Raw genomic sequence first — 25,318 nt, 5'->3', positions numbered from 1 at the left:
GGCAATCGTAAAGCGTTCCTCGATCGATAACTGGCGGTAGTTCGACATGGCAACATCTGTGTGAGCTGTTGCACTTCGTTTGTGAACTCAGAGGGGCCCATCTGAGATGAACGCACAGCCGCAAGGTCGATCGAACGAACCACCTTGCGGCCGTCCAGAAATCTCAGGATGGATCCCGGCTCAAGGCCGGGATGACACCGCGTATATGGCGGCGAAAAGCCCTTAGGCCGTCTGATAGAAATTATAGCTCTCCGACAGCGCCGTGGTCAGCTTGTTGTTGCGCTCGATGAATTCAGTGAGAAACTCATGCAGGCCGTGGGCGAAGATGGTTTCCATCGTCGTGTCCTCGACCATGGCGCGTAGCTCCGCTGCTGCCCCGTCGCAGCTTTTGCTGCAGCCGTAGAATTTGGCCAGCGCCTCGACCTGCGTCTCGATGAAGCGCGCGCAGTAGATCAGCGAGCGCGGCATTTCCGGCCGCAGGATCAGGAAGTCGGCGATATTCTGCGCCTTGTAGCCCTCGTGATAGACGTGGCGATAGCTGCGATGCGCCGAGGCAGCGCGCAGGATCAGCGTCCATTGCTGGATATCGAGGTCGCCGCCCACCATCTTGGCCTGCGGCAGCAGCACGTAATATTTCATGTCGAGAATACGCGCCGTATTGTCGGCCCGCTCGATCAGCCCGCCGGCCTGCAGGAACGCATAGCCATCGTCGCGCAGCAGCGTGCCCTGGAAGGCGCCACGGAATTCGTGGCTGATCTGCTTAATCCATTCCAAAACGCCCAAGAGCTTTGCCCCGCGCACGTCGCGCGGCTTGAGCTGGCTGAAGGTCAGCCAAGCGCCATTGAGGGTTTCCCACATGTCGCTGGTGATCGCCGTGCGCACGGTGCGCGCATTGTTGCGCGCCGCCATCAGGCAGCAATGCACCGAGCTCGGGTTGCTGGCGTCGAACAGCATGAAATGCGTCACTGTCTCGACATCGGCCACGCGGTCCTTCTTGGCCCATTCCTCGTCGACTTCGGCGGCCTGCATCATCGACACGAGATGCTCGCTCTCGCCGCCCTCGCGGCGGCTGGTCAGGCTCATGCGATAGCCCACCTCGAGCAGGCGGGACATGTTTTCGGCCCGCTCGACATAGCGCGAGAGCCAGAACAGGTGCTGTGCAGTTCTACCCAACATGGTCATTCTTCGAGCACCCACGTATCCTTGGTGCCGCCGCCTTGCGACGAGTTCACCACCAGCGATCCCTTCTTGAGCGCCACGCGGGTCAGCCCGCCGGGGGTGATGCGCACTTCATCGCCAATCAGCACATAGGGCCGCAGGTCGACATGCCGTGGCGCAATGCCGGAATTGACGAAGGTCGGGCAGGTCGAAAGCGCCAGGGTCGGCTGCACGATGTAATTGTCGGGCCGGGCCAGGATCTTCTTCTTGAATTCGCGATGCATGGCCTTGGACGCGGTGGGTCCCACCATCATGCCGTAGCCGCCCGAGCCGTGAACTTCCTTCACCACCAGGTCGGCGATGTTGTCGAGCACATAGGCGCGCTGGTCGCTATCGGTGCAGTTGTAGGTCGGCACATTCTGCAGCAGCGCCTTTTCGCCCAGATAGAACTCGATGATCTCGGGCACATAGGTATAGACGGCCTTGTCGTCGGCAATGCCGGTGCCCGGCGCATTGACGAGCGTCACATTGCCCTTGGCATAGGCGTCGAACAGGCCGGGCACGCCCAGCATGGAATCCGGCTTGAAGGTCAGCGGATCGAGATAGGCATCGTCGATGCGGCGATAGATGACATCGACCCGCTCCGGCCCGAGCGTTGTCCGCATATAGACCTTGCCCTCTTCGACAAACAGGTCGGGGCCTTCGCAGAGCGTCGCCCCCATCTGGTCGGCGAGGAAGGAATGTTCGAAATAGGCCGAGTTGAAGATGCCCGGCGTCAAAACGACGATATTGGGCGTACCCCTGGTGCCTTCTGGTGCCACGCTTTCCAGCGTCGCCCGCAGGTTTTCCGCATAGGTGTCGACCGGCGCCACCTTGATGCGCTGGAACAGGTCCGGCGCCAGCATCATCATCGCCTCGCGGTCTTCCAGCATATAGCTGACACCCGACGGCGTACGCAGATTGTCCTCCAGCACGAAGAAGGCGTCCGGCCCGGTGCGCACGATATCGACGCCGATGATATGGGCATAGACATTGCGTGCCGGATTGACGCCCATCATCGGCGGACAGAAGGCCGCATTGTTGAGGATCAGCTTCTCGGGGACCTTGCCGGCCTTGAGGATGTTCTGGTCGTGATAGATGTCGTGCAAGAAGGCGTTCAGCGCCTTGACGCGCTGCTCTATGCCCCGCGACAGCTCTTTCCACTCCTGCGCCGCAATGATGCGGGGGATGACGTCGAAGGGAATGACCTTTTCGGTCCCCTCATCCGAGCCATAGACGGCAAAGGTGATGCCCAGCTTGCGGAAGATCGCCTCGGCGTCGGCCTGCATCAGGTTCAGCGCCTTGCCCTTCTGCTCGTCCAGCCATTGGGCCAGCACACGGTAGGGCTCGCGGACCGAACCGTCCGGATTGTACATTTCGTCAAACGGCGTTGTGTCGCCCATTATGCTCCGAAGGTAATACGGCTCATCCCATCGCCTTCACATTGCTACACTTTTATTTTGTCGCGTCCAGCGCTCCCGGTGACAATCTGGGGCAGGGGAGGGCTTGCGATGTGTCTCTCGCCCGCTAAGCTGGTGCAGAAGAGGAGAAAATCCCATGACGATCGAGATACTGCAAACCGGCAAGCTGCTCGCTTCCTGCGAAGCCGCGCTGGCCGAGCGCTACACTGTCCACAAGCTGCACGAGCAGGCCGACCCGAAAGCCTGGCTGGCCGAACACGGCGCCCGCATCCGCGCCCATGCCGGCTCGGGCGTGCAGGCCGAACTGATGGACGCGCTGCCCAATCTCGAAATCATCGCCAGCTTCGGCGTCGGCTACGACAATATCGACACCAAAACCGCCAAGGCCCGCAATATCCGCGTCACCAATACGCCCGACGTGCTCAACGACGCCGTGGCCGAGCTGACCATCGGTCTGATGATTTCCCTCGCCCGCCGCATCCCACAGGGCGACCAGTTTGTCCGCCAGGGCAAATGGCCCAATGCCAGCTTCGGCCTCTATTCCGAACTCACCGGCAAGACCCTCGGCATTCTCGGTCTCGGCCGCATCGGCAAGGAAATTGCCGCCCGCGCCCAGGCGATGAAAATGCGCGTCGTCTATCATGGCCGCAAACGCCAGCCGTCAGAGCCGCATGTGTTTTACGACAATCTCGTCGACATGGCCCGCGACAGCGACTGGCTGGTCATCATCGCCCCGGGCGGCAAGGGCACCGAGCGCATTGTCTCGCGCGAAGTCCTCACCGCCCTCGGCGCCAAGGGCAAGCTGGTCAATGTCGCCCGTGGCACCCTTGTCGATGAACCCGCCATGCTGGAGCTGCTGCAAAACGGTGGCCTCGGCGGCGCCGCCCTCGATGTGTTCGAGAACGAGCCGCAAGTCCCCGAAGCCTTCCTAGCCCTCGACAACGTCGTGCTGTCGCCGCACCAGGGCAGCGCCACGCACCAGACCCGTGATGCCATGGGCGCGCTGCTGGTCGCCAATCTCGACGCCCATTTCGCCGGCGAGCCGCTGATCTCGGCCGTGGTGTAATTTCAGCCCTGCGCAACGCCCTGATTCCCATCGGCGTTACGCTCCACTAGCCTCGACACAACAGCAGGGAGACGAGCATGACCGAATGGTGGCGCGGCGGGGTGATCTATCAGGTCTATCCGCGGTCCTTTCAGGACAGCAATGGCGATGGCGTCGGCGATCTGCCGGGCATTATCCGCCGCCTCGATCACATCGCCAGCCTCGGCGTCGATTGCATCTGGCTCTCGCCGATCACCCGTTCGCCGCAGGCCGACATGGGCTATGATGTCAGCGACTATCGCGACGTCGACCCGCTGTTCGGCTCGCTGCATGACTTCGACTCGCTGGTCGAGCAGGCTCATGCCCGAGGCCTCAAAGTCATCATGGACCAGGTGGTCAGCCACACCTCGGACCTGCATCCCTGGTTCCAGGAAAGCCGCCTCAACCGCACCAATATGCGAGCTGACTGGTATGTCTGGGCCGATCCGCTGCCCGATGGTTCTCCGCCCAACAATTGGCCGGCGGTGTTCGGTGGCCGCGCCTGGGAATGGAACCCGACCCGCGGGCAATATTACCTGCACAATTTTCTCGCCAGCCAGCCCGACCTCAACTTCCACAATCCCGACGTGCAGCAGGCCGTGCTTGACGTCATGCGCTTCTGGCTCGAACGCGGTATCGACGGCTTCCGCCTCGATACCGTGAACTACTATTTTCACGACAAGAAACTGCGCTCCAATCCGCCCAACAAAAAGGACGAGCATCTGCCCTATGCGGTCAATCCCTATGACATGCAGGAGCATAAATACTCCAAGAGCCAGCCGGAAAATCTCGATTTCCTGAAGCGCGTCCGCACGCTGCTCAATGACTATCCCGGCGCCACCTCGGTTGGTGAAGTGGGCGACAGCCACAAATCCGTCGAGCTGATGGCCGAATACACCTCGGGCGGCGACACGCTGCACATGTGCTATGGCTTTGATTTTCTTGGGCATGATTTCACCGCCCTGCATTTCCGCGAGCGTATCGAGACCTTCTTCAAGGTCGGGCCGGACGGCTGGCCGTGCTGGAGCTTTTCCAACCATGATGTGCCGCGCCACATGACGCGCTGGGCCAAGCATAGCGCCTCACAAGCCGAACTGGCCCGCCAGTCGGCCGCGCTGGTCCTGTCGCTCAAGGGCTCGGTCTGCCTCTATCAGGGCGAGGAACTGGGCCTGCCCGAAACCGATCTGCTGTTCGAGGAATTGACCGATCCGCGCGGCATTCGCTTCTGGCCCGAAGACAAGGGCCGCGACGGCTGCCGCACGCCCATGCCCTGGGATCAGGGCGAGGCACCCAATGGCTTCACCACTGGTACGCCCTGGCTGCCGGTAAAGCCGGCGCAGTCGGCCCTCAATGTCGCCGGCCAGAATGTCGATGAAAATTCAACGCTGGCCTTTTACCGGCAAGCCCTCGCCTGGCGGAAACAGCATCCGGCGCTGCTCGATGGCGATATCGCCTTCCACAAGCTGGACGAGCCGGTGCTGGCCTATACCCGCAGCCAGGGCAATGATGCGCTGCTCTGCGTTTTCAATCTCTCGGCTGACCCGCAGGAACTGACCGCCACTGGCCTGCTGGATGGCACGGCGCTGGAATCTGTGTCGCAGAATGCCGCGCTGGACGGCGACACCCTGACGCTGGGCGCCAATGGTTATGCCTTTGTTGCGCTGCCCGCCGGTCGTCCGGTCAAGCTACGCCTCAAATGAGATGAGGGGAGCCATGCTCCCCTCTCAACTACCGACTATTCAACGCGGCGGAAGCCCTGCGGGTCGAAGAACTGCATCTGTTCGCTGCCGTCTTCCAGCCGCACGAAGGCGCGGATGCATCCGCCCCAGACTTCGGCGCGGATGACGTTGACGCCATTGCTGCGCAGAATGTTGTAATTGTATTCGTTGAGCTCTTCCTCTGAGAAGATCTCGCGGTCGAGGCCAAAGCTGCCCGAACAGATCGGCGCGGCCACGGCAGGCGCGGCCATCAGGGCAAAGGCGATCAGGCTGAAGGCGAGGGGTTTGTTCATTTGGCGATGTCCTGTGATTCCATCCTGTCTTGCCGCGCAAATGTGGCGGCTTCGCGCCGACGGATGAACACCACCACCGCTGGGATGGCAAAGCTCAGCACCAGCAGGCGGATGACATGATGCGCGGCAATGAAAGCGGTGTCATAGCCGAGTGCAATGCCCAGCGCCCCCATGCCCTCCAGCGCCCCGGGTGATAGGCCCAGCCAGATTTGCCCGAAGGGCATGTCGACGAGCAGGCTCACCCCATAGGCAATCAGCGTGACAATGCCTACCGTCATCGCCGTGGCAATGAAGCCGCCCTTGGCCGCGGTGACGAATTCCTTACGGCTGAAGCCGGCAAAACGCGAGCCGATCAGCGCTCCGGTCAAGACGAAGGTGACCATGGTCAGCGGCGCCGGCATGGTTCCGACATAAAGCCCAGCCAGCTTGGCCGCCGTCGACAGCGCCATCGCCCCCAGCACGAAACCCGCCGGCACCCGCAGCCGGACGAAGATCAGTCCCACCACGAAGCAGCCCGCCGCCAGCAGCACAATCTGCCACCATTCCAGCACCGGCAGGATGTCCGCCGCCGCCACTTCAGAGCCGACCTGCAGAAACAGCGCCCCGATCGGCACGCAGATCGTTAGCATCAGCAGCCGGATCACCTGGATGATGACGATCTGCCGCGGATCGCCAACGCCGGCCGCGGCAATGCCCAGCACGAAAGACAAATGCCCCGGAAACGAGCTGAGATAGGCCGTGCCCGGATCGAGCTTGAAGAATTTCGCCAGCATCCAGCCGGTCAGCGAGACGATCAGCACCAGTTCCAGCATCAGCGCGGCCAGACTGATCGGCCAGCTGGCAATCAGCTGCAGACTGTCCGGCGCCACCGAAGCGCCCATCGACATGCCGATCAGCAGGAACGAAACATCCCGCAACCGATCCGGCATCCTGATCGGCAGGCCAGCCATCGCCGCCGCGGTGACCGCCAACGCCCCACCCATCAACCACCCGGCCGGCAGCCCGACCAGCGTGGCAATTCCACCGCCGATGGCGGAGATAGCTATGGTGAGAAGGACGGGGAGAATGGTGGAGAGGGCGGGCATACAACAGCTTTGGTCGTGACGAAAACAAGCGGCAAGGCGAAGCCACTCTCGCGCGGAAAACTACCCAACCGGCAAAGCCTTCTCTGCCAGCCGCACCCAATAGGTCACGCCCACCGGAATAACCTCGTCATTGAAATCATAGCTATCGGTATGCAGCTCTGAACTGTCGCCATTGCCGAGGAAGATATAGGCGCCAGGGCGCTCTTCCAGCATGAAGGAGAAATCCTCGCCGCCCATCGATGGCGGCGTATCGGCATCGACGCGCTCTCTGCCCACCACATCGCGCGCCACTTCGGCGGCGAAATCGGTCTGGGCCGGCGAGTTGACCGTCACCGGATAGCCACGGGCATAGCGCACCGTCGCCGTCGCACCAAAGCTCTTAGCAAACTGCGGCACGAAATCCACCAGACGCTGCTCGATCAGGTCCTGCACGCCGAGGTCGAGCGTGCGCACCGTGCCGGTGATCTTGGCGGTGCGCGAGATCACATTGTCGGCCTCGCCGGCTTCCACCATGGTCACCGACAGCACGGCATTGGCCAGCGGATCGACATTGCGCGAGACGATCGACTGCAGCCCGACGATCATATTGGCCGCGACGACGATCGGGTCGATGGTGGTCTGCGGCCGTGCCGCATGGCCGCCCTGGCCGGTAATGTCGATATAGAAGCGGTCGGTTGCGGCCATGATGCCGCCGACGCGAATGCCGAAATGCCCAGCCGGCATGCCGGGCCAATTGTGCATGCCATAGAATTCGTCGATGCCGAACTTTTCCACCAGCCCGTCATTGAGCATGGCCTTGCCACCGGCGCCGCCCTCTTCGGCCGGCTGGAAGATCACGGCGATCCGCCCGTCGAAATTGCGCGTCTCGGCCAGGTATTTGGCCGCGCCCAGCAGCATGGCAGTATGCCCGTCATGGCCGCAGGCATGCATCTTGCCGTCCACGCTCGAGGCATAGGCCTTGCCGGTCTTTTCCGTCACCGGCAGCGCATCCATGTCGGCGCGCAACCCGATGGTGCGGCCGCTGGTGTTGCTGCGGCCATTGATGATGCCGACCACGCCGGTGCGCCCGATGCCGGTGACGATCTCGTCGACACCGAATTCGCGCAGCCTGTCTTCGACAATGCCGGCGGTCCGCACCACCTCGTAGAGAATTTCCGGATTGGCGTGGAAATCCTGGCGCCAGGCGGCGATTTCGTCTTGAAACTCGGCAATACGATTGATGACAGGCATAAAAGGGTCCGAAGCAGTCTATTCTGGGTCAGTGTCGCTGTCCCAATGGGTGGCGTCAACACTAGCACATCATTGCGCGCCATGTCGCACCCGGCATCCGGTGTGGTTTTCCAACAATCCGGAGCCTGCTGGGCCAAATTTCCCCCGCTGCGGCTTGCCCGTCTCCTGCATATTTGTCATGACACCGCCATCTTGCCGGAGAGCTCCATGAAAATCCTGGTCGCTATCAAGCGTGTCGTCGATCACAATGTTCGCATCCGGGTTCGCCCCGATGGCACGGGTGTCGAAACCTCCGGCGTGCGCATGTCGATGAACCCCTTCTGCAAGCACGCCGTCGAGGCAGCGGTGCAGCTCGGCGAGGCCGGTCATGGCGACGAGATTGTCGTGGTCTCCATCGGCCCCAAGGTTGCCAATGACGTCATTCTCACCGCCCTCGCCATGGGCGCCCATCGCGGCATCCTGATCGAAACGGACGCTGAGCTCGAAACCCTGGCCATTGCCAAGCTGCTGGCCAAGGTTGTGGCCGAGGAAAACCCCGATCTAGTCCTGCTCGGCAAGCAGGCCGTCGATGACGACAGCAATCACGTCGGCCAGATGCTGGCCGCGCTGACCGACCGCCCACAGGCCACCTTCGCCTCGGCCATCACGGTCAATGGCGCGGCGCTGGACGTCACGCGCGAAGTCGATACCGGCACCGAAGTTGTCAGCCTTCCGCTGCCCGCCATCGTCACTGCCGACCTCCGCCTCAACACCCCGCGCAATGCGGCGCTGCCCATGGTGATGAAAGCCCGCTCCAAGCCGCTGGCTGTTCGTCCCGCCGCCGAATTCGGCATCGACCTTGCGTCGCGCCTCGTGGTGGAGAAGGTCTCGCCACCCGCCGAACGCGTGGCCGGCAAGACTGTCGGCTCGGCCGGTGAGCTGGCCGCCTATATTGCCGGCGAAGTCTCGCAGATGGAGGCGCTGTGATGAGCGTCCTGGTTATCGCAGATCACGATCTGGGTGTTCTCTCGCCCGCCACCGCCCGCGTCGTCCATGCGGTCAGTGAACTGGGTCCGATCGACCTGCTGGTTCTCGGTCACGGTACGACCGATATCGCCACCGAAGCGGCCAAACTGGCCGGCGTCACCAAGGTCCTAGTGGCCGATTCACCAAATACCGCAGATGGTGACAGTTTGGTGATTGAACGGTTCGCAAATGGCTACAGCTATATCGTCCAGTCTGCCGGCAGCGTCGGCAAGGATCGACTGCCCCGCGTTGCTGCAAAGCTCGACATCATGCCTGTCACCGACATTGTCGAAGTGCTTGGCCCGACCCGCTTTATCCGCCCGATCTACGCCGGCAATGCGCTGCAGACCGTCACCGACAACCAGGCCAAACACGTCCTCACTATCCGCGCCTCGGCCTTCCGCGCCGCCGCGACTGGTAACAATGCGCCAATCGAAACCATTGAAAACGCCGTCGTTTCTGCCGCGAAACTGATCGCCCAGCACCGCACCGAGAGCGATACCCCCGATCTCGCCACCGCCCAGATCGTGGTCGGCGGCGGCGTGGCACTCGGCTCGGCCAATAAGTTCCAACTCATTGAGCAGCTTGCCAAAAAGCTCGGTGCCGCCATTGGCGCCACCCGCGCCGCCGTCGATGCGGGCTATGCCCCCAATGACTGGCAAGTCGGCCAAACCGGCAAGATCATCGCCCCCGATCTCTATATTGCCATTGGCATTTCCGGCGCGCTGCAGCATCTCGCCGGCATCCAGGGCGCCAAGAAGATCGTCGCCATCAACTCCGATTCCGAAGCGCCTTTGGTCAAGCTGGCCGATGTCGCGCTGATCGGCGATCTCTTTGAAATCATTCCGCAATTACTGACCGAGCTGGACAAGGCCGGCGTCAAACGCTGACGTTTGCCGATTGCAAATTCTCTGCTCCCGCCTATAACCATCCTGCATTCCACCGGAACACTTCTTCATCATGTTCGAGACCCTGACCAAGGCCCCCGGCGACAAGATCCTGGCGCTTATGGGCGAATACGCAGCCGACCCGCGCGCCACCAAGATCGACCTGGGCGTCGGCGTCTATAAGGACGAAAAGGGTGTCACCGCCGTGATGTCCGCCGTCCGCAAGGCGGAGCAACGTATTCTCGATACTGAAAAAACCAAGACCTACCTCGGCATCGCCGGCAACAAGGGTTTCGGCGCCGCCGTGCTCGACCTCGCCCTGGCCGATAGCGTCGACCGCTCGCGCGTCCGCATTGCCCAGGCCCCCGGCGGTACCGGCTCGCTCTGGGTGCTGATGCAGCTGATCAACCGCGCCCGTCCCGGCGCGACGGTCTGGGTCTCCGATCCGACCTGGCCCAACCACAATCCGATCGCCGAAAATTCCGGCCTCAAGGTCCAAAAGTATCCCTATTTCGACACCGAAACGCGTGGCGTGAAGTTCGAGGCCATGCTGGCCACACTCGACAAGCTGGGCAAGGAAGACGTCGTGCTGCTGCACGGCTGCTGCCACAACCCCACCGGCGCAAACCTGACGCCAGAACAATGGGATGAGGTGACCGCCAGCCTGCTGCGCACCGGCGCCTTGCCCTTTATCGACCTGGCCTATCTCGGCTTTGGCGATGGCATTGAAGCCGACGCCTATGGCACGCGCAAGATCCTCTCGGCGGTTCCCGAAGCGCTGGTCGCCTTCTCCGGCTCGAAAAATTTCGGCCTCTACCGCGAGCGCGTCGGTGCGGCCATTCTCGTGGCCCGAGATACCGCTGAAGCCGATGTGACCCAGTCGCAGCTGCTCAACATCATCCGTGGCGCCTATAGCCAGCCACCCGATCATGGCGCGGAAATCATCCGCACCATCCTCGAAGACGCCACGTTGCGTGCGGAATGGGAGACCGAGCTCAACCAGATGCGCGGCCGCATGATCACGCTGCGCGAAAAGCTGAGCGAAGCCATCCGCCAGAAATCCAATTCCAAGGATTTCGACTTTATCGCCGCCCACCGCGGCATGTTCTCGCTGCTCGGGCTGGAAAATTCCGTCGTTGAACATCTAAAAGCCGAGAACGGCGTCTATATGATCGGTGACAGTCGCATCAACGTCGCGGGCATCCCGGAAGATCGCATTGGCGATCTGGCCGATGCCCTGCTCGCCGCGATCAAATAGTTCAGTCGTTTGACCTTGCGGCAAGCCTTTGCCGTGCTACATCTTTTGCCTAACGGGCCCTCAGGAGGATACCATGAAGTTCTTCGTCGACACTGCGGAAATCAAGGACATCAAGGAGCTCTATGAGACCGGTCTCCTCGACGGCGTCACCACCAACCCGTCGTTGATCGCCAAGTCGGGCCGCGACTTCAAGGAAGTCATCGCCGAGATCGCAGCGCTGGTTCCCGGCCCGGTTTCGGCCGAAGTTGCTTCGCTTGAATATGACGGCATGGTCGCCGAGGGCGAGCACCTCGCCAAGATTGCCGACAACGTCGTGATCAAGCTGCCGCTGACGCTCAATGGCCTCAAAGCCACCAAGCATTTCTTCGACAAGGGCATCAAGACCAATGTCACGCTCTGCTTCTCGGCCAACCAGGCTTTGCTGGCAGCCAAGGTCGGCGCCACCTATATCTCGCCCTTCCTCGGCCGCCTCGATGACATCAATCTCGATGGCGTCGAGCTGATCGAAAACATCCGCCAGATCTATGACAACTATGGCTTCGAAACCCAGATCCTGTCGGCCTCGATCCGCTCGCCCAACCACGTGACCCAGGTTGCGCTAGCCGGTTCGGACGTCGCGACCATTCCGCCCGACGTGATCCGCAAGCTGGCCAACCACCCGCTGACCAATGCCGGCATCGAAGGCTTCCTCAAGGACTGGAAGGCCACTGGCCAGTCGATCCTTTAGTCTGTTCTGACGACGCCGATCACCCGGAAGACCTCTCCCTAGGGTGAGGTCTTCTGCATTTTGGGGGCTCGCATGGCCGATACCGAACTCGCCGCTGCCATCAAAGCTGCGCTCGCTGCCGTGGAAATCCCCGGCGGCGGTGACCTGTCCGGCTATGCCGGCCTCTCCGATATCATCGTCACCCCGGGCGCCGTCGCCTTCGCCATTGCCGTCGCGCCCGGCATGGAGGCCGCCTTCGGCCCGGCCCGCGAACAGGCGGCCGCCGTGGCGCAGAAGCTCGGCGGCACCCGCAAGGTCATGGTCTCGCTGACCGGCGGCAAGGCACCTCCTAAATCCGGCCCGACCTTCTCGCATGGCAAGCCGGTCCCCGCCGGCAAGACTCCCGTGCCCGGGATCAAGCACATCATCGCCGTCGGCTCCGGCAAGGGTGGCGTCGGCAAGTCCACCACGGCGGTCAATATCGCTCTGGCGCTGCAGGCGGAGGGTCTCACGGTCGGCATTCTCGACGCTGATCTCTACGGCCCCTCCATCCCCAAATTGCTCGGCCTCGAAGGCCAGCCCGCCATTCGCGACGATGGCATTTTCTCGCCGCACGAGGCGTTCGGCCTCAAGGCCATGTCTATCGGCTCCATGCTGGTCAAGGATCAGGCGGTGGTCTGGCGCGGTCCGATGGCCACTTCCGCTCTGCGCCAATTGCTGCGCGAGACCGACTGGGGTCCGCTCGACATTCTCGTCATCGACCTGCCGCCCGGCACTGGCGATATCCATATTTCGCTGTTCCAGCAGGCCGAAGTGGATGGCGTGGTCATCGTGTCGACGCCGCAGGACCTGGCGCTGATCGATGCCAAAAAGGCCATCGACATGCTGCCCCGCTTCGGCGTGCCGATCCTGGGCCTTGTCGAAAATATGAGCTATTTCGTCGCCCCTGACACCGGCACCCGCTACGACATCTTCGGCTCCGGCGGCGCCGAACGCGCCGCTGCCGAGATGAACATGGCTTTCCTCGGCGCAGTGCCTCTCGTCATGTCGATCCGGGAAGGCTCCGACGCCGGGCACCCGCCGGTTGCGTCTGCGCCGAATGGTCCGGAAGCGGAGGCCTATCGGGCTATTGCGCGCACCATCCTGACCAATACGCCGGCGTTGCGAGAGCGCTGAGGCTTGCTTTTCATCCATCTTGCGGGCAGGCATTGTTGCATGGATCGCTGCGGATTGGATTGAGCATGGACGACTTCGAAGAACTCTCCGAGAGCCAGCAGCGCCTCGATGCCATGCTGACCGAGCTGGGCGATGACGGCATGCTGCTCAGCGAGCTCGACGGCTATCTCTGCGGCATTGCCGCCGGCCCGGAGTTGGTCGCGCCCGAGACGTTTTTGCCATTGGTTTGGGGTGGTGAGGACTTCGACGTGCCGGCTGTCAATCAGGCCGAACTGACCTCAGCCGTCATGGCGCGTTACGAGCAGATCAATACCGAACTGGCCGAAGCCCGCTACGAGCCGCTCTATGAGCTCGACGAGGAAGACGGTGTGATCTGGGAAGTCTGGATCGCCGGCTTCGAGGCGGCGATCGGGTTGAGCTTTGACGCCTGGGAAAAGCTGCTGCAGAGCCACAAGGAATCCCAGGCGCAGGAGGCCGCTTTCGGCATCATGTCGCTGCTGGCAGCTAGCGATCCCGCGATCAGCGACGAAGACGCCAAGGATCCGGAGATGATCAAGCTGCAGCAGGATGCGCCGCATCTCATTCCCGAAATCGTCGGCACGCTCTATCGCGCCCATCGCCTCGCCACGCCGCAGACCCCGATCAGGAGCGATGCCGTCGGCCGCAATGATCCATGCCCGTGCGGCTCGGGGCTCAAATACAAGAAATGCCACGGCGCCAGCTGACCTTAGTCCTGCCGCATCGCAGCGGGACAGATCGTGCATTCACTTCCATCGATAGCCGGAGCCGTCCATGACTGCCACCTCGCTGATGACCGAGCCCAAGACTGCTGACGAAACCACGGTGGACCGCGACTGGTGGCGCGGCGCGGTGATCTATCAGATCTATCCGCGCTCCTATCAGGACCAGAATGGCGACGGTGTCGGCGATCTGGTCGGCATCACCAGCCGGCTCGACTATGTCGCCGACCTCGGCGTCGACGCTATCTGGCTGTCGCCGGTCTTCACCTCGCCGATGAAGGATTTCGGCTATGACGTCAGCGATTACCGCGGCATCGACCCCAGCTTCGGCACGCTGGAGGATTTCGACCGGCTGGTGCAGAAGGCCCATTCCTTGGGACTGAAGGTCATCATCGACCAGGTGATTTCCCATTCGTCCGACAAGCACGCCTGGTTCGCCGAAAGCCGGCAAAACCGCACCAATGCGCGCTCGGACTGGTATGTCTGGGCCGACCCGAAGCCGGATGGCACCCCGCCGAACAACTGGCTCTCCATCTTCGGTGGCTCGGCATGGCAGTGGGACAGCCGGCGCATGCAGTATTACATGCACAATTTCCTGGTCTCCCAGCCCGACCTCAACTTCCACAATCCCGATGTGCAGGATGCCCTGCTGGGCGACATGCGCTTCTGGCTGGAGCGCGGCGTCGATGGCTTCCGCCTCGATACGGTGAACTTCTATTTCCACTCGACGGGCCTGGAATCCAACCCCGTGGTCAAGCCCGAGGATTTCAACGCCTCGACTGCCCCCGCGGTGAATCCCTATAATTTCCAGGAACACTTGTTCGACAAGTCGCGGCCGGAAAACCTCGATTTCCTCAAGCGCCTGCGCGCCATGATGGACGAATATCCCGGCACCACCACGGTGGGCGAGATCGGCGACAGCCAGCACCAGCTCGAAATCATGGCGCAATACACCTCGGGCGACGACCGACTGCATATGGCCTATACATTCGATTATCTCGGCGGCGAATTCTCTGCCGAGCATTTCCGCAAGTCGATCGGCGCCACCGAAGCCGGCGCGCCGGACGGCTGGATTTGCCTCGCCTTTTCCAACCACGACGTCGTGCGTCATGTCAGCCGCTGGGCGGTACATGGGCAGGAGGCGGCCTTCACCCGCCTCGCCGCGACGCTGATCCTCGCCATGCGCGGCTCGGTCTGCCTCTATCAGGGCGAGGAGCTGGGGCTCAAGGAGGCCGAGCTGGCTTTCGAGGATCTGGTCGACCCCTATGGCATCGAGTTCTGGCCGCAGTTCAAGGGCCGCGACGGCTGCCGTACGCCCATGGTCTGGCAGGCCCATTCCGCCAATGGCGCCTTCTCCACCGCCAACCGCACCTGGTTGCCAGTGCCGGCCGAACACCTGCTGCATGCGGTGGACACCCAGCACAATGTCGACGGCTCGGTGCTGGAATTCTATCGCGCCCTGCTAGCCTTCCGCCGCGCCCATCCGGCGCTGATCAAGGGCGACATCAGCCTGCTCGAAGCGAGTGGCAATGTGCTGGCCTTCATCCGCGAGCATGACGGCGAACGCCTGCTCTGCGTCTTCAACATGGGCGAAGTGGCGGCCGAATTCGTCGTGCCGGCGGGTCTGGCGCCGAGCGATGCCGGCTGCCCGGGCGTTACGGCGGCGGTGATCGATGGCGAGATCGATCTGGAGCCGTTCGGGGCCTATATCGCGGTGGTCTAGGCATCAGACGTCCGAAAGCGCCGCCCGGCCTTTCGGCTTACGGAGACACGAGTAACGGGCGGCCATTGGACCTCAAGAGTTTAGTAGAGTGGCCCAAAGGCCGCCCGTCACGATCCGCTTTTGCACAGGGTCCGGTTCAGGCGGTACCATTCTTGCAGGTCCGGCTGCCGAGTTTCCAACCCCACTGGAGAAGCGCCCCTCTCCCACGGTCGCCCCGCCCGGCCCTGCGTCGGGGCCGCGTGTGTGGCGGGTATGGGGAGAGTATGCGGCAGGTTGGATGGGGCGTGGATAGATTTCGGGTTTTTGCTGGTGGGGCAGGGGGATGCGTTTGTTAAGCGTCTCTGCTTGAGCCGAAACATCGCACCCCCACCCGACGCCTCCGGGGCCACCCTCCCCACAAGGGCGAGGGATAAGCGGCATCGAGTTTGCTGAACTCTCCTCTCCCTCCCCTGTATGGGGAGGGTGGCCCCGGACGGGTCGGGTAGGGTGATGGGAGCCACGATCTGTGGTTACGCAGGCGTCCCGATATCCGGCAGCCTCGCCCCGACCAGTTCCTGCGTTAGCCTATGCTGCGGCGCGAAAAAGATCTGTTCGGGTCGCCCCTCCTCGACGATCCTGCCCGCCTCCATCACCAGCACGCGGTCGGCAATCGCCGCGACCATGTCGAGGTCGTGGCTGATGATCAAGTAGGTGAGACCGAATTCGAGTTGCAGGCGCGCCAAAAGTGCCAGCACTTCGCCGCGGACGGAGACGTCGAGGGCGGAGACGGGTTCGTCCAGCACCAGCAATTTTGGCCTTGTCACCAGCGCGCGGGCTATGGCGAGGCGCTGGCGCTGGCCGCCGGAGAATTCATGCGGATAGCGGTCGAGCATATCGGCGTGAAGGCCGACGGCGGTGACGGCTTCCACAAGGCGCGCGTCAATGGCTGGCCGGTCGAGACCGGGTTCGAGCCGCAAGGGTTCGCTTAGCGAGTCGCCGATGCTGCGGCGCGGATTGAAGCTGCCGAAGGGGTCCTGAAACACCAGGGAAATGTCGCGGCGCAGGGGCTTAGGCAGGTCGGAGCCGTGGTAGCTGGTGCCGTCGAGGCGGATCGCGCCACTGGTTGCGCGATCGAGGCCGACGATGATCTTGGCCAGCGTGGTCTTGCCGCAACCGGAGGGGCCGACCAGCGCCAGGCATTCGCCTTGGGCGACGGAAAAATGCACCTCATTGACGGCGCGCAGCGACTTTTCGGCCCAGAACACAAAGCCGTTCTGGCGATAGTCGCGGGTCACGCCGTCGACTTCGAGCAATGTGCCGCCGATCGGCGGGCGTTCGGCGCGCAAAGGGTCGAAGCGCGAGGCGGCGACCAGCTTCTGCGTATAGTCCTGCTGCGGCGAGGCGAACACCTGCGCGGCCTCGCCACGCTCGACCAGCCGGCCGCGATGCATCACCGCGACGCGGGTGCAGAGGCGAGCTACGGCCTTGAGGTCGTGGCTGATGAACAGCAGGGCCATGTGGCGGCGCGCGCAGATTTCGGCAATCAGGTCGAGCACCTTGCGCTGGGTGATGAGATCGAGCGCCGAGGTCGGCTCGTCGGCGATCAGCAGGTCCGGCTGGCTGGCCAAAGCCATGGCGATCATCACGCGCTGGCGCTGGCCGCCGGAGAGCTGATGCGGAAAGCGGCTGCCGTGACTGGGGTCGAGACCCACTTCGCCGAGCAGGGCCGGCACTTCGAGCTGCACGGCGGCATTGTCGCGGTTGAGCCGGATGGATTCCGCGATCTGCTCGCTGACCCGCATCAGGGGATTGAGCGCGGTCATCGGCTCCTGGAACACCATGCCGATGCGACGGCCGCGCAGGCGCGCCATGTCGCGCTCGGAGGCAGGCATGGGCGCGCCATCGAGGGCAATGCGGCCGGTCAGGCTGGCGCCTTCCGGCAGGAGACCGGCGATGGCCAGGGAGGTCAGCGTCTTGCCCGAGCCGCTTTCGCCGATGATGCCGAAGCGCTCGCCGGGCGCGATAGCAAAGCTGAGGCCGGAGACGACTTCAGTGGCGCCGAAGCGGATCGAGAGATCGGAGACTTCAAGCAAGGACATTGGGGTTTCCTTGCCGCAGGCGGGGATCGATGGCGTCGCGCAGGCCGTCGCCGGCAATGTTGAGGGCGATGACGATCAGCACGATGGCCAGCCCCGGAATAATGGTCAGCAGCGGATGGATCAGGAACAGGCCCTGCGCGTCCTTGAGCATCAGCCCGAGGCTGGTTTCCGGTGGCTGGGTGCCCAATCCGATATAGCTCAGCCCTGCCTCCGACAGGATGCCAAGCGACATCTGGATGGTGCCCTGAACGATCAGCAGGCTCATGATATTGGGCAAGAGGTGCCGCCAGGCAATCATCGCATTGTTGAGGCCAGCCAGCCTACCAGCCGCGACGAAGTCGAGCGTTGCGACGCTAAGCGCCCCGCCGCGCGCCACGCGGGCAAACACCGGAATGTTGAAAATGCCGATGGCGAGGATGGCATTTGGCGCGCCGGGGCCGATCAGCGTGGTGACCAGGATGGCGACGATCACCGCCGGGAAGGCGAAGATGAAATCGGACAGCCGCAGCACCAGCCATTCGACCGGTCCGCCCCAGGCGGCTGCGGCGAGGCCGAGCGGCACGCCGACGCCCATGCCAATCACCACGGCAACGGCAGCGACGAGGAAACTGGTCCAGGTGCCGGCCATGACGAGCGAGAGCATGTCGCGGCCCAGATTATCGGTGCCCAGCCAGTGTTCCGGCGTCGGGCCCAGGAAGCGGCGAGGGATATCGATCTGCTCGATGGGGAAGGGCGTCCAGACCAGCGAGACCACGCCGATGGCGAGGAAGATCAGCGTGGCGATCAGGCCGATGGCGAGGCTCGGATGGGCAAACAGCCGCTTCATGAGGCGCTCCGTTCGCGCAGGCGCGGATCGACCAGCGCATAGGCAATGTCGGTGACCAGCATGGTGGCGGTGACGGCAAGGATGAGAATGATGGTGGCGCCGCGCACCAGGATCAGGTCGCGCTCCAGGATGGCGGTATAGATCAGCTTGCCGAGGCCGGGCAGGTAGAAGACGTTTTCCACGATGATCGTGCCGGCGACGAGATAGGCGAATTGCAGGCCGAGGATGGTCAGCACCGGCAGCAGCGCATTGCGCACGCCATGCCGCCAGACTGCCTCGCCCATAGTCAGCCCCTTGGCGCGGGCGGTGCGGATGTAATCCTGGCTGGTAACATCGACCAGGGCGGTGCGCATCACCCGGGCAAGGATGGAGGCCTGCGGCAGGGCCAGCGCCAGGCTGGGCAGGATCAGGCCGCGAAAGGCCAGGCCCGGATTTTCATGCCAGGGCGTGAAGCCGCCGGGCGGCAGCCAGCGCAGCACGACGGCAAACAGCAGGGTCAGCAGCATGCCGAACCAGAAATTGGGAATGGCAATGCCGGTCTGGGCGACGACCATGACGGCCGTATCCAGCGCCTTGCCGCGGCGCCGGGCGGCAAGAATGCCGAGTGGCAGGCCGACGGCAACAGAAATCACCATGGCAAAAATGGCGAGCGGCAGGGTGACACCGAGGCGGCCCCAGATCAGCTCGCCGACGGGCGCGCGCTGGGTATAGCTCATGCCGAAATCGCCGCCCAGCATGCCCCAGATCCAGGCGATGAAACGCTCTGGTGCGGGGGTATCGAGGCCCATCTGCAGGCGCAGGCGGGCGACGGATTCCGGGGTGGCATTGATGCCGAGGATAAACTGCGCCGGATCGCCCGGCAGCAGGTCGAGCAGCCAGAAGATCACCAGCGCGGCGACGAGCAGGGTGACGGCAAAGCCGAGGAAGCGGCGGAGGGCGAAGAGGATCATGGTGCTGTCCATGCCGCCAAAACATTACCGGCGATCACTGGACCACCTCGCCCCTCAGGGGAGAGGTCGGCGCGTTAGCGCCGGGTGAGGGGTGGGATGTTGGGGCAGGGCATGATCGATCAGCATCGCACCCCTCACCCCAGCTCTGCCACGTCGCGTGCGCTCCTGGCGTCGCTACCCTCTCCCCTGAGGGGAGAGGGAGCAGAAGGCCGAAAAGGCTCATTTCCGGTATGGAAGTGTCACTCCGTCCAGCGAATATCCCGCAGCACGAGCCCCTCGATGGGCGAATCTTTCCACATGCCGGTAAGCTTGGAATTCCACACGCCGGTCTGTGGCAGCTGGAACAGGTAGCCGTTGACCGCGTCGTCAGCGAGAATGGTCTGCGCCTCCACGGCCAGTTCCTTGCGCTTGGCTTCGTCGGTCGTGCCATTGAGGGTCTCGATCAGCGCTTGGAACTCAGGGTTGTCATAGCCGAAGTAGTAGTCGGGGTTGGCGTAATTGCCAATGTCGAAGGGTTCGACATGGCTGATGATGGTGAGGTCGAAGTCCTTGTTGGTATAGACGTCTTCCAGCCACTGCGCGAATTCGACATTGATCAGTTCGAGCTTGATGCCGACCTCGGCGAACTGGCTGGCAATGATCTGGCCGGAGAGGCGGGCATAGGCCAGCGGCGGCAGTTTCAGCGTGGCGCTGAAGCCATCGGGATAGCCGGCTTCGGCGAGCAGCGCCTTGGCCTTTTCCACGTCATGCGGATAGGTGCCGGTCAGGTCGACATAATAGGGATTGTGCGGGGCAAAGGCGCTGCCGATCGGCGTGCCATAGCCATAGGTGGCGCCATCGATGATCGCCTGGCGATCCAGCGCATGGGCCATGGCCTGACGGACCTTGAGGTTGTCGAAGGGCGCCTTGCGGTTATTGGTGCCGAGGATGGTTTCGCCCTCGGTCGAACCGGCCAGAATGGTGAACTGCGGATTGCCCTCGAAAACGCCAAGCGCTTCCTGGCCGAAGTTGTTGGTGCCGTCGATGTCACCGGCCAGCAGGGAATTGGTCAGCGTCGCAGTATCGCCGATGAAGACATAGGTGGCCTTGCTCAGATGCACCGGCTCGCCCCAATAGGGCTGGTAGGCTTCAAGGATTACCCGGCTGCCCTTGTCCCACTGCACAAAAGCGAAAGGACCGGTGCCGATCGGCTCATTGGCATTGTTGTCGGCGCTTTCCGGCGCCACGATCACCGCATCGCCACGGCCCAGATCAAACAGGAAGCGGCCGATCGGACGCTCGAGCTTGAGCTCGACGGTCAGCGGATCCACTACGGTGACGCTGGTGATCGGGGTGAAGAATTCGCGATGCGCGTTGGTGCTGTCTTCGGCCAGGATGCGCTCGAAGGTGAACTTGACGTCTTCGGCATCAAAACTGGTGCCGTCATGGAAGGTGACGCCGTCATGCAGCTTGAAGGTGTAGGTCAGGCCATCGTCGGAAATGGTCCAGCTTTCGGCCAGGCCCGGCTGCACGGCGCCGGTCTGGTCGATGCGGGTCAGGCCCTCGAAGATGTTTTGATAGGTGACGATGTCGATGGCTTCCGCCGCGCCGGCGGTCGGGTCCAGCGCCGGTGGCTCAAGCGCCACGCCGATCCGCACTTCGCTCGATTGCGCCATGGCCATGCCGGCCACTGCCGTGCTGAAGGCCAGCGCCAAACCGATTGCCTTGGTGATCCTGTTCATCAATCTATCCCCACGCTGCGCGTATTCGCGCCTTGGCCGCATCATATAGGGCAGCGCGACTAACATGGCAGCAGGGTGGCCGGTTATACTTTCCTACGATCCCCAAGAACCGTAGCAAGAATGACCGGAATTAGCCCCGCCAGCACGATGCAGAGTGCGGGCAGCGCCGCCTGGGCGAAGAGCCCGACATTGGCGCGGCTATAGACCAGTGTCGCCAAGGTCTCGATTCCCAGCGGGCGCAGCAGCAGGGTGGCCGGCAATTCCTTGACGATTTCGACGAAGACCAGCGTGGCAGCGCTGAGGATGGCGGGCATCAGGGTGGGCAGGTCGATCTTGAACAGCAGGCCCAACCCGCTTTCGCCCAGCACGCGGCCAGCAGCCAGCATGGAATCGCCGCGCTTCTTCATCGCGGCGTCGAGCGTTGAATGGCTGACCGCGAGGAAGCGGATGGCATAGACATAGAGCAGGGCGGCCATCGAGCCGGAGAGGATCAGCCCGGGCCGCCAGTCCCACAGCGCCATGGTCATACGGTTGAACCAGAGGTCGGCCTGGCCGAGCGGCTGCAACAGGCCGAGCGCGAGAACGGTGCCAGGGATGGCATAGCCGAGCGTGGCGAGCCGGATCGCGCCGCCGCTCACCGGGCCACGTCGCGCCAGCTTGGCAGCGACAAGGCCGAGGATGACGGTGATCAGGGCGCCGAGGCTGGCGAGGGTCACGGTCGGGATAAAGGCATTGAGCGTTAAGGTGATGGTTTCGGGCAGCACAAGGCGGAAGGCCGAATAGGTCAACTGGCCGACGGGAATGCCGAAGCCGAGGGCGAGGAGAGTAAGGCAGAATGTGAAGGCCAGCCAGCGTCGGGGACCCTGGAGGATTTCGCGGGCAGGCGGCACGCGATTGTCGCGGCTGGCGAGATAGACCCGGTCGCGTCGGGCGCGCTGTTCGGCGATGATCAGCAGGCCAATTACCAAGACCACCGTCACCGCCAGTTGCGCCGCGCCGCCGAAGTCGGAGCGGTTGATCCAGGTGGAATAGATGATGGCGGTGATGGCATTGATGCCGAAATACTGCACGGCACCGAGGTCGTTGACGACCTCCATCATGGCCAGCGTCATGCCCACCACCAGCGCTGGTCGCGACAGCGGCAGGGTGACGGTGAAGAAGGTTCGCATGCCACCGGCGCCCAGGGTGCGGGCAGCGATATTGAGGCTGGCCGACTGCATCAGGAAGAAGGCGCGGCAGGCGACGTAGACATAGGGGTAGAGCACCGAGGACAACACCAAGACGGCGCCCCAGTCGCTGCGGATGTCGGGAAACCAGTAATCCTTCAGCGAGGTGGCGCCGTTGACGCTGCGCAGCGCCGTCTGTAGCGGGCCGGTGAAGTCGAGGAATTCGACGTAGGAATAGGCGGCGAGATAGGTCGGTACCGCCAGCGGCACCACCAGCGCCCAGTCGAACAGCTTTCGAAGCGGGAAGTCGTAATGCGTCACCAGCCAGGCGGCGACGAGGCCGACGGCGCCGGTGAGCACACCGACGCAGACCATCAATGTGCCGGTCTCGCGCAAGGCGGTGGGCAGCATGGTGGCGGCGAGGCCATTGCTGCCGCTGCCGAGAGCCGCCAGCGCCGACCACAGCAGCCAGAGGATCGGCAGCCCCGCCAGGGCCACCAGCAGCAGCAGCAGCACTGCGGGCAGGCTGAAGCTGCGAAAAATCCGGCTCAGTTCTGCGGGCCTTCGTCGAACTTGACTTCATCCACCAGCGCCGCCGCTTCCTTGCGATGGGCGGCGATTTCGACCATGGGCGTGGTGTCGGCCTTGAGCGCACCCCAGCTGGCCACTAGTTCGGAGGCTTCGACCCCATCGACCACCGGGAACTCGTAATTGCCGCTGGCATAGAGATGCTGGGCTTCGTCGGAGAGCAGGAATTCCACCAGCAGGTCGGCATTGGCCTTGTTGGGCGCATATTTGGCGACAACCGCACCGGAGAGATTGACCTGCGTGCCATCGCCGGTCGCGTCGGGATAGATGATCCGCGCAGCCTCAGCCCATTGCTTTTGCTCAGGCTCGGCTGCGTTGGTCAGCATCAGGCCCATATAATAGGTATTGCCGATGGCCAGGTCACAGGTGCCGTCGAAGATCTGCTTGACCTGATCGCGGTCGGCGCCGGTCGGGGCGTGATTGAGATTGTCGCGCACGGCGGTCAGCCAGGTGCGAGTCCGGTCGACGCCCCAATGGGCGATGCGAGTGGCGATCAGCCCGATATTATAGGCATGCAGCCCCGAACGGGTGCAGAGGCGACCCTTCCATTCTGGCCCGGCGATATCTTCGTAGCTCAGCGCGGTTTCGGTCACCCGATCGACCGAGGCATAAAACACCCGGGCGCGCAGCGACAGCGCCACCCATTGCCCGTCGGGGTCGTGATATTGGTCCGGCGCGCGGGCCAGCGCTGCGGCGGAAATCAGCTGGGTGATGCCAATCTCCTTGGCATTGGCCAGGTTGCCGATATCGACGGTGATGATTACGTCAGCTGGCGACAGCTCGCCCTCGGCGGCAACGCGCTCGATCAACCCGTCCGCGGCAAACAGCACATTGGTCTTGATGCCGGTTTCGGCGGTGAAGACGTCGAGCAGCGGCTGGATCAGGCCGGGCTCACGATAGGTATAGACATTGACGGCGCCACTCTGGGCGACGGCCGGTCCCGCCAGCGTCAGCAGCGCTGCGATACAGCCAATTTTCCGCCAGCCCGTCATAGAAATCTCCATCTATGACCAAGGGTTGTGCGACTGGGCGGGGGGAGGTGTCAAGCTGAGTTGGTGGATCAGCTTTGGATCGAGGAAACCACTTTGGCCAGCGGCCAGTCATCACCCCACCCGACCCCTCCGGGGCCACCCTCCCCATTCAGGGGAGGGAATTGCCCGCTCAGCGAACTCGATGCCTCTTATCCCTCCCCCTTGTGGGGAGGGTGGCCCCGAAGGGGTTGGGTGGTGGTACTCTTCGCTTACGTCATAAGCCTTACTTTTGCGGGCCTTCGTTGAACTTCAGCTCATCGACCAGTGCCGCTGCCGTAGCGCGATGCGCCGCCACTTCGGTCAGCGCCACCGGAGAAGCCTTGAGCGTGCCCCAGCTGGCGACCAGTTCGTTGATCGGCGCCGATGCCACCACCGGGAATTCGTAATTGGTATCGGCATAGATGGCCTGGGCTTCGTCCGACAGCAGGAATTCGATCAGCGCATTGGCGTTCTCGGCATTCGGCGCATGCTTGGCGATGAAGCCGCCGGCGACGTTGACCTGGGTGCCGTCGGCCTCGGCATTCGGATAGATGATGCGGGCGGAAGCGGCCCAATCCTTCTGCTCCGGCTCGGCGTCGTTGTTGAGCATCGCACCCATGTAATAGGTATTGACCACCGCCAGATCGCAGGTGCCATCCAGGATATTCTTGACCTGCGCACGGTCATTGCCATTGGGGGCAAAAGCCAGGTTGTCGCGCACATTGGTCAGCCATTCGCGGCCGGCCTCTTCGCCATTGACGGCGATATAGTGGGCAATGAGGCCAATATTATAGGCGTGGTCGCCTGGACGGGTGCAGACGCGTCCGGCCCATTCCTCGCTGGCGAGGTCTTCATAGGTTAGCGCGGTGGCGTCGACGCGATCCTTCGAGACATAGAACACGCGGCTGCGCAGCGACAGCGCGGTCCAGTTGGCGTCTTCGTCGCGGAATGCGGGGGGCACACGTTCGGCCAGCGCCGCGGTGGTGATCGGCTGGGTCAGGCCCTGCTCTTCGGCACCGACCAGATTGCCGATATCCACGGTGAGCACGACATCGACGGGCGATAGCTCGCCCTCGGCGGCAACGCGTTCGAGCAGGCCGTCGCCGGCATAAAGCACATTGGCCTTGATGCCGGTTTCGGCGCTGAAGCTGTCGAGCAGCGGCTGCAACAGGCTCTGCTCGCGATAGCTGTAAATATTGACTTCGCCGCTCTGGGCAAAGGCGGGCATGGCTAGGCCGCAGAGGGCCACCGAACCGAGAAGGGTCAGGGCAAGGCGCTTGGTCGTCATGTCAGATCTCCCTATTGAGCGGGGTTCAAGGTCCCGCCGCAGTGGAGATGTGTCGCAGAAGATTTCCTCGCGTCAATAATCGCGAGGTCTATCAATATCTTGCAGTCTGGAACGGTTCAAAGAACCGCTGGCGAAATGAAGCAAAAACAGTCGATTAGCTGACCGCCG

At 63.0% G+C, this 25,318-nt stretch carries 21 protein-coding genes; 9 read left to right on the top strand and 12 right to left on the bottom strand.

Going from position 1 to position 25,318, the window contains the following annotated elements:
- Window positions 1–222 precede the first annotated feature (222 nt).
- On the bottom strand, window positions 223–1,176 hold the full coding sequence (locus BM045_RS06285; RefSeq protein WP_092180677.1) for an alpha-E domain-containing protein: 954 nt from the start codon (window positions 1,174–1,176) through the stop codon (window positions 223–225).
- Between the two features lie 2 nt (window positions 1,177–1,178).
- Entirely contained in the window at window positions 1,179–2,600 is a 1,422-nt protein-coding gene (locus tag BM045_RS06280) for a circularly permuted type 2 ATP-grasp protein (protein WP_092180675.1), read from the bottom strand.
- Window positions 2,601–2,754: 154 nt separating this feature from the next.
- On the opposite strand from BM045_RS06280, the gene BM045_RS06275 reads away from it, so the two are divergent.
- Together BM045_RS06275 and BM045_RS06270 are read left to right on the top strand one after the other, a co-directional pair.
- The gene (locus tag BM045_RS06275) at window positions 2,755–3,684 is read left to right on the top strand and encodes a 2-hydroxyacid dehydrogenase (RefSeq protein ID WP_092180672.1); all 930 of its coding nucleotides are present in this window, start codon (window positions 2,755–2,757) and stop codon (window positions 3,682–3,684) included.
- Between the two features lie 77 nt (window positions 3,685–3,761).
- Window positions 3,762–5,402, top strand: coding sequence for an alpha-glucosidase family protein (locus BM045_RS06270; RefSeq protein ID WP_092180670.1), 1,641 nt, complete (start codon window positions 3,762–3,764; stop codon window positions 5,400–5,402).
- A gap of 35 nt (window positions 5,403–5,437) precedes the next feature.
- On the opposite strand, the gene BM045_RS06265 is transcribed toward BM045_RS06270, so the two are convergent.
- Genes BM045_RS06265 through BM045_RS06255 form a run of 3 tightly spaced genes read right to left on the bottom strand, consistent with a single transcriptional unit; the run spans window position 5,438 to window position 8,028 of the window.
- Window positions 5,438–5,713: a hypothetical protein gene (locus BM045_RS06265; protein ID WP_092180667.1), complete on the bottom strand. Its 276-nt coding sequence runs from the start codon at window positions 5,711–5,713 to the stop codon at window positions 5,438–5,440.
- Complete coding sequence (locus BM045_RS06260; protein WP_092180664.1) at window positions 5,710–6,798, bottom strand: AbrB family transcriptional regulator; 1,089 nt, start codon at window positions 6,796–6,798, stop codon at window positions 5,710–5,712. The genes BM045_RS06265 and BM045_RS06260 overlap by 4 nt, the downstream gene beginning before the upstream one ends.
- A 60-nt stretch (window positions 6,799–6,858) precedes the next feature.
- Complete coding sequence (locus BM045_RS06255; RefSeq protein ID WP_092180661.1) at window positions 6,859–8,028, bottom strand: M20 aminoacylase family protein; 1,170 nt, start codon at window positions 8,026–8,028, stop codon at window positions 6,859–6,861.
- Window positions 8,029–8,235: 207 nt separating this feature from the next.
- Between BM045_RS06255 and BM045_RS06250 the strand changes: the two genes are divergently transcribed.
- From BM045_RS06250 to BM045_RS06220, 7 genes are all read left to right on the top strand, one after another.
- Complete coding sequence (locus tag BM045_RS06250) at window positions 8,236–8,994, top strand: electron transfer flavoprotein subunit beta/FixA family protein (protein WP_092180658.1); 759 nt, start codon at window positions 8,236–8,238, stop codon at window positions 8,992–8,994.
- A complete protein-coding gene (locus BM045_RS06245; protein WP_092180655.1) occupies window positions 8,994–9,923 on the top strand; it encodes an electron transfer flavoprotein subunit alpha/FixB family protein in 930 nt (309 codons plus the stop codon). Before BM045_RS06250 ends, BM045_RS06245 begins: the two co-directional genes overlap by 1 nt.
- 70 nt (window positions 9,924–9,993) lie before the next feature.
- A complete protein-coding gene (locus BM045_RS06240) occupies window positions 9,994–11,178 on the top strand; it encodes an amino acid aminotransferase (RefSeq protein ID WP_092180652.1) in 1,185 nt (394 codons plus the stop codon).
- A gap of 73 nt (window positions 11,179–11,251) precedes the next feature.
- Entirely contained in the window at window positions 11,252–11,905 is a 654-nt protein-coding gene (gene fsa, locus BM045_RS06235; RefSeq protein WP_092180649.1) for a fructose-6-phosphate aldolase, read from the top strand.
- A gap of 72 nt (window positions 11,906–11,977) precedes the next feature.
- Window positions 11,978–13,060 (top strand): Mrp/NBP35 family ATP-binding protein, encoded by a 1,083-nt coding sequence (locus tag BM045_RS06230; protein WP_092180646.1) that lies wholly within the window; start codon window positions 11,978–11,980, stop codon window positions 13,058–13,060.
- Between the two features lie 65 nt (window positions 13,061–13,125).
- Window positions 13,126–13,785 (top strand): UPF0149 family protein, encoded by a 660-nt coding sequence (locus BM045_RS06225; RefSeq protein ID WP_092181024.1) that lies wholly within the window; start codon window positions 13,126–13,128, stop codon window positions 13,783–13,785.
- Window positions 13,786–13,852: 67 nt separating this feature from the next.
- Window positions 13,853–15,523, top strand: coding sequence for a beta-galactosidase BglA (locus BM045_RS06220; RefSeq protein ID WP_244522893.1), 1,671 nt, complete (start codon window positions 13,853–13,855; stop codon window positions 15,521–15,523).
- 509 nt (window positions 15,524–16,032) lie between these two features.
- Here the strand turns inward: BM045_RS06220 and BM045_RS06215 are convergent.
- The 7 genes from BM045_RS06215 to BM045_RS06185 all read right to left on the bottom strand — a co-directional run bounded on the left by BM045_RS06215 (window position 16,033) and on the right by BM045_RS06185 (window position 25,150).
- Window positions 16,033–17,601 carry a dipeptide ABC transporter ATP-binding protein gene (locus tag BM045_RS06215; protein ID WP_092180643.1) on the bottom strand — a complete coding sequence of 523 codons (1,569 nt, stop codon included), beginning with the start codon at window positions 17,599–17,601 and terminating at the stop codon, window positions 16,033–16,035.
- Entirely contained in the window at window positions 17,588–18,427 is an 840-nt protein-coding gene (locus BM045_RS06210; protein WP_092180640.1) for an ABC transporter permease, read from the bottom strand. Before BM045_RS06210 ends, BM045_RS06215 begins: the two co-directional genes overlap by 14 nt.
- Entirely contained in the window at window positions 18,424–19,377 is a 954-nt protein-coding gene (locus BM045_RS06205; protein WP_092181018.1) for an ABC transporter permease, read from the bottom strand. Before BM045_RS06205 ends, BM045_RS06210 begins: the two co-directional genes overlap by 4 nt.
- Window positions 19,378–19,616: 239 nt before the next feature.
- Window positions 19,617–21,098 (bottom strand): ABC transporter substrate-binding protein, encoded by a 1,482-nt coding sequence (locus BM045_RS06200; RefSeq protein WP_092180637.1) that lies wholly within the window; start codon window positions 21,096–21,098, stop codon window positions 19,617–19,619.
- A gap of 83 nt (window positions 21,099–21,181) precedes the next feature.
- A complete protein-coding gene (locus BM045_RS06195; RefSeq protein WP_092180634.1) occupies window positions 21,182–22,780 on the bottom strand; it encodes an ABC transporter permease in 1,599 nt (532 codons plus the stop codon).
- 32 nt (window positions 22,781–22,812) lie between these two features.
- A complete protein-coding gene (locus BM045_RS06190; protein ID WP_092180631.1) occupies window positions 22,813–23,844 on the bottom strand; it encodes an extracellular solute-binding protein in 1,032 nt (343 codons plus the stop codon).
- 262 nt (window positions 23,845–24,106) lie between these two features.
- A complete protein-coding gene (locus BM045_RS06185) occupies window positions 24,107–25,150 on the bottom strand; it encodes an extracellular solute-binding protein (protein WP_092180628.1) in 1,044 nt (347 codons plus the stop codon).
- Between the last annotated feature and the right edge of the window lie 168 nt (window positions 25,151–25,318).

It is taken from the genome of Devosia sp. YR412 (assembly GCF_900110945.1).
In the GTDB taxonomy this organism is placed as follows: Bacteria; Pseudomonadota; Alphaproteobacteria; order Rhizobiales; family Devosiaceae; genus Devosia.
This window is presented reverse-complemented; position numbering and strand designations above follow the sequence as displayed.